This window comes from Clavibacter sp. MX14-G9D, from assembly GCF_032917815.1.
GTDB lineage: Bacteria > Actinomycetota > Actinomycetes > Actinomycetales > Microbacteriaceae > Clavibacter > Clavibacter michiganensis_K.
In genome coordinates this window covers 1-9,067 of the sequence record NZ_JAVCVL010000110.1, presented here as the reverse complement: position 1 = coordinate 9,067, position 9,067 = coordinate 1, and the positions used below count along the sequence as shown (strand labels likewise).

Here is a 9,067-nt window from a genome sequence, read left to right as displayed (position 1 = left end):
GCGGCGCGCGGATCCCCGCGCCTCCACCCCCGCGATGCGCCGGGAGAGCCAGAAGTTGAGCAGGCCGATGAGCACGATGAGGAGGAAGAGGATCCACGCCACGGCGCTGGCCTTGCCGAAGTCCTGCCGGTTGAAGGCGAGGTCCCACAGGTACAGCACGGTCGTCTGGTACTGCCGCTGCGGCCCGCCCGGCGTCGAGCTCGCCGCGTTGAACAGCTTCGGCTCGGTGAATATCTGGAGCCCGCCGATGGTCGCCGTGATGATCACGAACACGAGGGTCGGGCGGATGCTCGGCACGGTGATGGAGAAGAAGCGCCGCACGGACCCGGCGCCGTCGAGCGCGGCGGACTCGTGCACGTCCCGCGGCACCGCCTGCATGGCGGCGAGGAGGATGAGCGCGTTGTAGCCGGTCCAGCGCCAGTTCACCATCGTCGCGATGGCGAGGTGCGAGGGCAGCGTCTCGGTCTTCCACATGACCGGGTCGAGCCCGATCTCGGTGAGCAGGTTGTTCACGAGGCCGTACTTCTCGCCGAACATGCTGCTGAAGATGATCGCCACGGCGACCGGCGTGACGATGTACGGGAGGATCACGCTCATCCGCCAGAACGTCTTCGCGCGGAGGTTCTGGTCGAGGATGGCCGCGATGGCGGCCGCGACCGCGAGCTGCGGCACCGTGGACAGCAGGAAGATGCTGAAGGTGTTGTAGACGGAGTTCCAGAACAGCGGGTCCGCGAGCTCGACCGCGTAGTTCTCGAAGCCGATCCAGTCGCCGGCGCCCGTGAGCAGGTTCCAGTCGTTGAGCGACACGACGAACGTGTACACGAGCGGGAAGAGGCCCACGAGGGCGAAGAGCACGAAGAACGGCGCGACGTAGAGGTACGGCGAGTAGCGGAAGTCCCAGGTGCTGAGGCGCTGGCGCCAGGTGGGGGCGTCGGGTTCCCGCGGCGGCTGCACGCGGGATCGGGGTGGCGCCGGCGGGCGCAGGGTGGTCGTCATCGGTCCTTCTCTCGCGCGTGTGGGAGGGGTGCGGGCGCCCGGGCGCCCGCACCCCGGGGGTGGACGGTCCCCCGACCGTCCGGTCTGCTACTCCTCGACGAGCTGCCCGAGGAGCGTGATCGCGTCGTCCCACGACTTCGCGCCGTCGGACTTGCCGGCGTCGAGCGCCTGGATGGAGGGTCCGAAGACCTGCTCCTGGATCACCGAGTCGTCCGGTCCCTTGTACTGGGCCTCGACGCCCTCGGCGCGGGCGCTGAGCATGGTGCCGAGCGGCGCGTCGTTGAAGAACGTCGTGAGCGCGCTGCTGCCGGTGACGCCCTCGGATCCCTGCGCCTCGACGGTGCTGGGGAAGGTGCCCGCGGCCTGGAACGCGACGGCCTGCTGCTCGGGCTCGGTGAGCCACGCGGCGAGCTCCGCGGCCTCGGCCGGGTGCTTCGAGGTGGTGGGCACGGTCAGGAACGAGCCGCCCCAGTTGGCGGATCCGCCGGGGAAGACGTCCGCGAAGTCCCAGCCGGTGGAGGCGTCGCCGCCCGCGGACTCGGTGCCGCCCTGGACGTTGCCGAGCATCCACGCGGGGCAGACGAACGTGGCGAAGGAGCCGTCGGTGAAGGCCTTGCCGCCGCCCCAGTCCCACGCGGTCTGCGCGTCGGAGAGGCCGGCCTCGGCGCCGTCGGCGACCTTGCCCCAGAGTGCCTCGAGGTCGGCGTTGCCCTCGACGTTGAGCTTCCCGTCCTTCGTGTAGTAGCCCTCGGGCTGCTGGTTGACCATGGCGTTCCAGATGAAGCCGGACTGGTCGTACCAGGACTTCCCCGTCGCCGCCTTGTACTGCTTCCCCACCTCGAAGTAGCGGTCCCAGGTCGCGTCCTCGCCGCCGAACAGCGTCGCGACCTCGGTGCGCTCGGTGGGCAGGCCCGCCTCGGCGAACAGCTTCGAGTTGTAGCAGAGGCCCTCGGGGCCGATGTCGGTGCCGTAGCCGATGACGCGGCCCTCGGGGTCGGTGGCCTGGTCGTACTTCCACGGGACCCAGCGGTCCTTCACGTCCTCGATGCCGTGGTCGCGGAGGTCGGTGAACGAGTCGGAGACCTGCATCACCTTGCTGAGCCAGCCCTCCTCGACCGCCTGCACGTCGGGGAGCCCCGCCCCGGAGGCCTGCTTGGTCTGCCAGTCGATGAGGGCGTTGCCACCCGTGTCGATGTTGGTGGCCGTGATGGTGACGCCCGGGTGCGACTCCTCGTACTGGGCGTAGAGCTCGTCGAAGCCCATCTTGTTGAAGGTGGTGACGGTGAGGGTGATGTCGCCGCCGTCCGTGCCGCCTGCGCCGCCGGAGGTGCATCCGGTGGCGAGGAGGGCGATCACCGCGGCTCCGGCGATGCCGGTGGCCACGCGCGTCCGTGCTGTGTTCGTCAAAGGTCACTCCCTTGTGCCTGTCGAGCGTCGGTGCTCTCGCTGTAAGAGCGCTCTCACGCCGTGCCGCCGACCCTAGGCGGCGCTTCTCGGGACTGTCAAGGGCGGTGCGCCGATGGGTGGAAGCGCTCTCACGCCTCGGCGGCGAGCGCGTAGGCTCGGAGCATGTCGACGACGATGCCGCCCGTGCCCGCACCCGCGTCCGGATCGGAGGTCGACCGGCCCGTCCGCTGGGGCGTCGTCGGGGCCGCCGGCATCGCGACCTCCGTCGTCCCCGACATGCTGCTCGTGCCGGGCGTCGAGGTGGTCGCCGTGCACTCCCGCACGCGCGCGAGCTCCGAGGCGCTGGCCGCCGCCCACGGCATCGCGCGCATCCACGACACCCTCGAGGAGCTCCTCGCCGACGACGGGGTCGACGCCGTCTACGTCGCCACCCCGCACACGCTGCACCGCGCGCAGGCCGAGGCCGCGCTCCGCGCCGGCAAGCACGTGCTCTGCGAGAAGCCCGCCACCACCACGGCCGCCGACACCCGCGCCCTCGTGGACCTCGCCCGCGCCGAGGGCCTGCTCTTCCTCGAGGCCGTCTGGATGGCGTTCTCGCCCGGGTACCTCGCGGTGCGCGACGCGATCGCGGAGGGCCGCATCGGGGATCCGCGCGCGGTCTCCGCGTCGTTCGGCTTCGTCACCGAGACCGGCGCGGGCCGCCTCTGGGACCCTGCGGTCGGCGGCGGCACGCTGCTCGACATGGGCGTCTACCCGCTCGCCTTCGCGCACGGCCTGTTCGGCGCGCCCTCGACGGTCGCCGCGGTCGGCACCGTGATCGACGGCGGCGTCGACACCGAGGTCGCGATCCTCCTCGGCTGGCCCGACGGCCGCCAGGCGACGCTCGCCTGCTCGCTCGTCGCCGCCCTGCCCACGGGCGCCACCGTCAGCGGCACCGCCGGCCGGATCGAGGTGGACCCGCTGTTCCTCGCCTCGACCGGGCTCGCGATCGTGCCCGCCGACGGGGAGCCCGAGCGGCGGGAGCACGAGATCGAGGGCCGCGGCTACGTGCCCATGGTCCGGGCGGCGCGCGACGCCATCCGGGCCGGGCGGGTCGAGTGCGCGGAGATGCCGCACGCCGCGTCCGTCGACCTCGCCGAGCTGATGGACCGGGTGCTCACGGAGATCGGCGCCCGCTGACGGGCGACCGCGGCCTCCTCGGCACCCGACTCGGGCCGGAGCACGGGCACGGCACCACGCCGGGCACGACGACGGCCGCGCCCCGAGGGGACGCGGCCGGTCGATGGAGCCAGGAGGCTACGGCTTCAGCACCACCTTGATGCAGCCGTCCTCCTTCTCCTGGAAGATCCCGTACATGCGGGCGGCGTCCGCGAGCGGCGCCGTGTGGGTGACGAGGTCCATGACGCCGAGCGGGTCGGCCGGGTCCTCGACGAGGGGCAGCAGGTCGTCGATCCAGTGCTGCACGTTGCACTGGCCCATGCGGATCGCCACCTGCTTGTCGAAGAGGGACTTCATGGGCATGGGGTCGGCCTCGCCGCCGTAGACCCCGCTGATGGAGACGGTGCCGCCGCGGCGGACCGCGTCGAACGCCGTGTGCAGGGCCGCGAGGCGGTCGACGCTCGCCGTGTCCATGACCTTCTTCGCGATGCCGTCGGGCAGGATGCCCGCCGCCTTCTGCGCGAAGGAGGCGACGGGGCTGCCGTGGGCCTCCATGCCGACCGCGTCCACGACCGAGTCCGGCCCGCGCCCGTCGGTGAGCTCGCGCAGGCGGTCGACGACGTCGTCGGTGAGGTCGAGCGTCTCGATGCCGTGGCGCTCGGCCATGGCGCGGCGCTCGGGGACGGGATCCACCGCGATCACGCGGTAGCCGAGGTGCTTCCCGATGCGCGCCGCGAACTGCCCGACGGGGCCGAGGCCCATCACGCCGAGCGTTCCGCCCTCGGGGACGGCCGCGTACTGGACGCCCTGCCAGGCGGTGGGGAGGATGTCGCTGAGGAACAGGTAGCGCTCGTCCGGCAGCTCGGTGCCGACGACGATCGCGTTGGCGTCCGCGAGCGGCATGCGCAGGCGCTCCGCCTGGCCGCCGGGGATGGAGCCGTACAGCTCGCTGAACCCGTACAGGGACGCGCCGCTGCCCTGGGCCCGCACCTGCGTGGTCTCGCACTGGGTGAACAGGCCCCGGTCGCACATGAAGCAGTCGCGGCAGGCGATGACGAACGGGACGACGACGCGGTCGCCGACCTTCACGCGCGTGACGCCCGCGCCGACCTCCTCGACGACGCCCATGTTCTCGTGGCCGAGCACGTCGCCCTTGTCGAGGAACGGGCCGAAGACCTCGTAGAGGTGCAGGTCGGACCCGCAGATGGCGGTGGAGGTGATGCGGATGACCGCGTCGGTGTCGTGCTCGATGCGGGGGTCCTCGACGTCCTGGACCTCGACGTCGTGGATGCCCTGCCAGGTGAGTGCCTTCATGGTGCTCCTTCTCTCGAGCGCCGGATCCTCGTGGGACGGGCGCCCGTCCCACACAACGCCTGCGACGGCGGCACGCCAAGCGACCGGCAGGCGGCGTCCAGGCAGGGAGGCCGGCCGGGCGCGGCGGATGGCGTGCCGCGGAGGGCGGTGCGCGAGGGCCGTGCGCGGGCGGCGCGGTCGCGGCGCAAGCGATCCGCCCCGGGTCTCGGTCGTCCACGACACGACCGATCCGGGGCGGATCTGGAGGGCCACGTTCGGCGGTCCGGACTGCATAGGAGGACTCTCGACAATCCTCAAGCGCCCGAGCCCGCTGCGGCCTCGTGGTCAGAGTGTGCTCTGCAGGTGGGGAAACGCACAGGGGCTTGACGTCGCTCCCGGCGGATGCACGGCGACGGGGTCAGACGTCCCAGCCGTGCGCGCGCTGGACGGTGCGCAGCGCGGCGGCCGCCTCGTCCTCGCCGAAGGGCAGCCGGTCCCAGCGGATGCCGCACGGGGAGATCCAGCCGAGCTCGGCGAGCGCGGCGGCGAGGTCCTCGATGAACAGCGCCACGGCCCCGCCGTCGACGCCCGTGCCGCGGATCGCGTCGCCCGTGATCGACCAGCCGAAGTAGCCGGCGACGAACCGGGCCTGCTCCGTGGGACTGCGGACGGGACCGAGGGGACGTGCGGGGAGCGCCTCGCTCGCGGACGACTGGACGAGGTCGCCCATGCCGTCGGCTTCCGTGTCCCGCATCGCGTACCCCATCCCCGTGGCCCGCATCCGCGGACCCGGAGCCCACGATGCCAGCCGTGACGGATCCGTCCGAATGGGGACAGGAGGGGTTGACAGCACCGCGGGAACGGGAGTAGTCGACGGCCGTGCCGACCTAGCGCGCGTCGTCCCGGGGCTCGTCCTCCGGGGGCTCCCGCAGGATCAGCAGGCCGCCCGGGCTGTTGGCCGTCGTCATGAGGGCGTCCACCCACTTGCGGTTGATGGGCGGCACGCGGCTGCCGTGGTACTTGAACACCAGGGGCAGCGAGTTGTGCATCCAGATGGTGGTGCGCCCGTCGCCGACCTCCACGTCGTCGCGCCAGGAGAAGTAGAACGCCTCCCCGCGGCGCAGCTTCGCGCCGATGACGAGCTGCAGGTGCGCGAGCAGGCGGTCGTCGAACTCCGCCGTCAGCGTCGAGTCGTACTTGAACGTGCCCATGATCGATCCCGTGTCCCCCTCGTGAGCTCTCGGGCCCCGCGCCGACGGAGAGGGGGCCAGAGAGCGGCGCTGAGCTTCGGCCGTGCCCACCCACTATGCCAGCCATGCCGTCGGGATCCGGCTCGTGCGGCGGACGGATCGGCATGTGGTAGTGCAGAGGGGGCGCCGAGAGCGCGCATCGGGGGCGCGAGCGGCCGTGGGGACGCGCCCGGGGCGACGCCGGGGGACCTGTCAAGGGGGTAGGCATCGCGTCGGGGGGCGGCGAACGGTGGAGGGAGAGCGCGGTCGCTCCGGACCGCGACGCCGACGACGAGGAGAGACCCCTCCATGTTCTTCCACAAGCAGGAGCTGCAGCACAGCGCGTCCCCCGACAAGCCCGACCCCATCTACGCCCGCCACCTGCAGGAGGTGCTCGGCGGCCAGTACGGCGAGATCAGCGTCGCCATGCAGTACGGCTTCCAGTCCTGGAACTCGAAGCTCCCCGGCAAGTACCGCGACATGCTCTACGGCATCGGCGCGGAGGAGTTCGGGCACGTCGAGATGCTCGCGATCATGATCGCGAAGCTGCTCGAGACCGCGCCGACGGAGGCGACCGAGGACGCGATGAAGGACCCGACGCTCGCCGCGGTAATCGGCGGCAGCGACATCCAGCACGCCATCGTCGCGGGCGCCGGCGCGCGCCCCGTCGACAGCAACGGGAACCCCTGGCAGGGCTCCTACGTGACCTGCAGCGGCAACCTGCTGGCCGACTTCACGGCCAACGCCAACGCCGAGATGCAGGGGCGGATCCAGGTCGCCCGGCTCTACCACATGACCGACGACCACGGCGTGAAGGACCTCCTCTCCTTCCTCCTCGCGCGCGACACCATGCACCAGAACCAGTGGACCGCCGCGATCGCCGAGCTCCGCGCCGAGGGCACCGAGGACCTGCCCGTGCCGAGCGACTTCCCCCTCGACCTCGAGGACCGCGAGGTGTCGTACCAGTACCTCAACTTCTCGAACGGCCCCGCCGCGGCGGAGGGCTCCTGGGCGTCCGGCCCCACCCCGGACGGCAAGGGCACGTTCACGTACCACGACGGCCCGACCACCACGGTCCCGATGCCCGCGCCGCCCGTCGGGAACCCGCTCCTCCACGGCACCATCCCGCCCAAGGACCCGGGCCTGCTGAAGAAGGCGGCCGGCGCCGTGAAGGACGCCGTGACGCCCGAGTGACCCGCGGCCGACCGCCGCTCGACCCGCGGCGCACGACCGGCGGCCGGCCCTCACGGGGGCCGGCCGCCCGCCCGCGTCCGCGGACCCACCTCCGAGAGGACCGCATGATCCGCACCGGCACCCCGCCCCGCCCCTCGTCCCCCGTGCTCACCCGGGACGTCGCCCCGGGGATCCACCTGCTCGCGCACGCCTACGTGAACGCGTACCTGATCGAGGACGACGACGGCGTCACCCTCGTCGACACGGCGTTCCCCGACACCTGGCCGCACCTGCTGCGCTCCCTCGCCGCGATCGGCCGGACGCCCGACGACGTGCGCGCCGTCGTGCTCACCCACGGGCACTTCGACCACGTCGGATCCGCCGCACGGGCCGCCCGCGAGCTCGGCGTGCCCGTGCACGTGCACCCGGACGACGCCGGGATCGCCCGCCACCCGTACTCCTACCGCCGCGAGCGCACGCCGTTCGCGTACCCGCTCCGCCACGGCCGCGCGATCCCCGTGATCGCGGCGATGGCCGCCGCGGGCGCCCTGCGCGTCGAGGGCGTGGACGGCACGGCCGACATCGCCGCCGGGCCGCTCGAGGTCCCCGGACGCCCGATCGCGATCCCCACCCCCGGCCACACCGACGGCCACGTCGCGCTCCACCTCCCGGACCGCGACGCGCTCCTCACCGGCGACGCCCTCGTGACGCTCGACCCGTACACCGGGCGCACCGGCTGCCGCATCGTCGCGGGCGCCGCCACCGCGGACAGCGGCCGGGCGCTCCGCTCCCTCGCGGCCCTGGAGGGCACCGACGCCCGACTCGTGCTGCCGGGGCACGGCGCGCCCTGGCGCAACGGGATCCGCTCCGCCGTCTCCGCCGCGCGCTCGGCCGGCCCGGCGTGACCGGCCTCACCGAGCTGTGGCTGGTGCGGCACGGGGAGAGCACGGCCAACGTCGCCGCGAGCCGCGCCGACCGCGACGGCGCCGAGGCGATCCAGGTCGACCACCGCGATCCGGACGTGCCGCTCTCCGACACCGGCGGCGCGCAGGCGCGCGCCCTCGGGCGCTGGTTCGCGAGCCGCGCGGACGTGCCGACCGCCGTCTGGTCCTCCACCTACCTGCGGGCGCGCAGCACGGCGGCGGTCGCGCTGGCCGAGGCGGGCATCGCCGCGGAGATCCGGCCGGACGAGCGCCTGCGGGACCGCGAGCTGGGGATCCTCGACCTCCTCACCGCCCGGGGCGTCGCCGCCCGCCACCCGGAGGAGGACACGCGCCGCCGCTGGCTGGGCAAGGTCTCCTACCGGCCGCCGGGCGGGGAGTCCTGGGCCGACGTGGCGCTGCGCGTGCGGTCGTTCCTGCAGGATCCCGAGGTCGCCGCCGCCGACGGCCGCGCCCTCCTCACCACGCACGACGCCGTGGTCATGCTCTTCCTCTACGTGTGCCTCGGGCTCACCGAGGCCGAGCTCCTGGCCTTCCAGGCGCAGCACACCGTGGCGAACGCGTCCGTCACGATCCTCGAGCGGCCCGTCCCGCACGGGCCCTGGACCCTCCGGGTCTTCTCGGCCACGGAGCACCTCGACGGGCAGGGCGCCCCCGTCACCGAGCACGGAGGGGAACCCGATGAGCCACGACGATGAGGGCCGCGCGGAGGCGCCCGCGGAGGTCGTGACCCCGGCCGGGCTGCGCGCCTGGGCGCTGCCCGAGCCCGGCGGATCCAAGTACGGACGCGGCCAGGTCGTGGTCGTCGGCGGGGCGCTCCGGTCGCCCGGCGCCGCCATGATCGCGGGGCTCGCCGCCCTGCGCGTCGGC

At 73.2% G+C, this 9,067-nt stretch carries 9 protein-coding genes and 1 pseudogene; 5 read left to right on the top strand and 5 right to left on the bottom strand.

Going from position 1 to position 9,067, the window contains the following annotated elements; translation table 11 throughout:
- Window positions 1-996: sugar ABC transporter permease (locus tag Q6969_RS09930; RefSeq protein WP_317230295.1), on the bottom strand; the 996-nt coding region annotated here is incomplete at its 3' end.
- 87 nt (window positions 997-1,083) lie between these two features.
- The gene (locus Q6969_RS09925; protein ID WP_317230294.1) at window positions 1,084-2,403 is read right to left on the bottom strand and encodes an ABC transporter substrate-binding protein; all 1,320 of its coding nucleotides are present in this window, start codon (window positions 2,401-2,403) and stop codon (window positions 1,084-1,086) included.
- A 162-nt stretch (window positions 2,404-2,565) separates the two neighbouring features.
- Between Q6969_RS09925 and Q6969_RS09920 the strand changes: the two genes are divergently transcribed.
- Window positions 2,566-3,582: a Gfo/Idh/MocA family oxidoreductase gene (locus tag Q6969_RS09920; RefSeq protein WP_317230293.1), complete on the top strand. Its 1,017-nt coding sequence runs from the start codon at window positions 2,566-2,568 to the stop codon at window positions 3,580-3,582.
- A gap of 117 nt (window positions 3,583-3,699) precedes the next feature.
- On the opposite strand, the gene Q6969_RS09915 is transcribed toward Q6969_RS09920, so the two are convergent.
- The 3 genes from Q6969_RS09915 to Q6969_RS09905 form a co-directional block, all read right to left on the bottom strand.
- Window positions 3,700-4,875: a zinc-dependent alcohol dehydrogenase gene (locus Q6969_RS09915; protein WP_317230292.1), complete on the bottom strand. Its 1,176-nt coding sequence runs from the start codon at window positions 4,873-4,875 to the stop codon at window positions 3,700-3,702.
- Between the two features lie 397 nt (window positions 4,876-5,272).
- Entirely contained in the window at window positions 5,273-5,608 is a 336-nt protein-coding gene (locus Q6969_RS09910) for a hypothetical protein (protein ID WP_317230291.1), read from the bottom strand.
- Between the two features lie 133 nt (window positions 5,609-5,741).
- Entirely contained in the window at window positions 5,742-6,065 is a 324-nt protein-coding gene (locus Q6969_RS09905; protein ID WP_094116799.1) for an ATP-dependent DNA ligase, read from the bottom strand.
- A gap of 327 nt (window positions 6,066-6,392) precedes the next feature.
- Here Q6969_RS09905 and Q6969_RS09900 point away from each other — a divergent pair, with 327 nt between their 5' ends.
- From Q6969_RS09900 to Q6969_RS09885, 4 genes and pseudogenes are all read left to right on the top strand, one after another.
- On the top strand, window positions 6,393-7,277 hold the full coding sequence (locus Q6969_RS09900) for a manganese catalase family protein (RefSeq protein ID WP_317230290.1): 885 nt from the start codon (window positions 6,393-6,395) through the stop codon (window positions 7,275-7,277).
- 104 nt (window positions 7,278-7,381) lie between these two features.
- Window positions 7,382-8,161 carry an MBL fold metallo-hydrolase gene (locus Q6969_RS09895; RefSeq protein WP_317230289.1) on the top strand — a complete coding sequence of 260 codons (780 nt, stop codon included), beginning with the start codon at window positions 7,382-7,384 and terminating at the stop codon, window positions 8,159-8,161.
- The gene (locus Q6969_RS09890; protein WP_317230288.1) at window positions 8,158-8,895 is read left to right on the top strand and encodes a histidine phosphatase family protein; all 738 of its coding nucleotides are present in this window, start codon (window positions 8,158-8,160) and stop codon (window positions 8,893-8,895) included. The genes Q6969_RS09895 and Q6969_RS09890 overlap by 4 nt, the downstream gene beginning before the upstream one ends.
- Window positions 8,879-9,067: pseudogene (locus tag Q6969_RS09885) on the top strand (NAD(P)H-hydrate dehydratase); the annotation flags it as partial. The gene Q6969_RS09890 and the pseudogene Q6969_RS09885, both read left to right, overlap by 17 nt.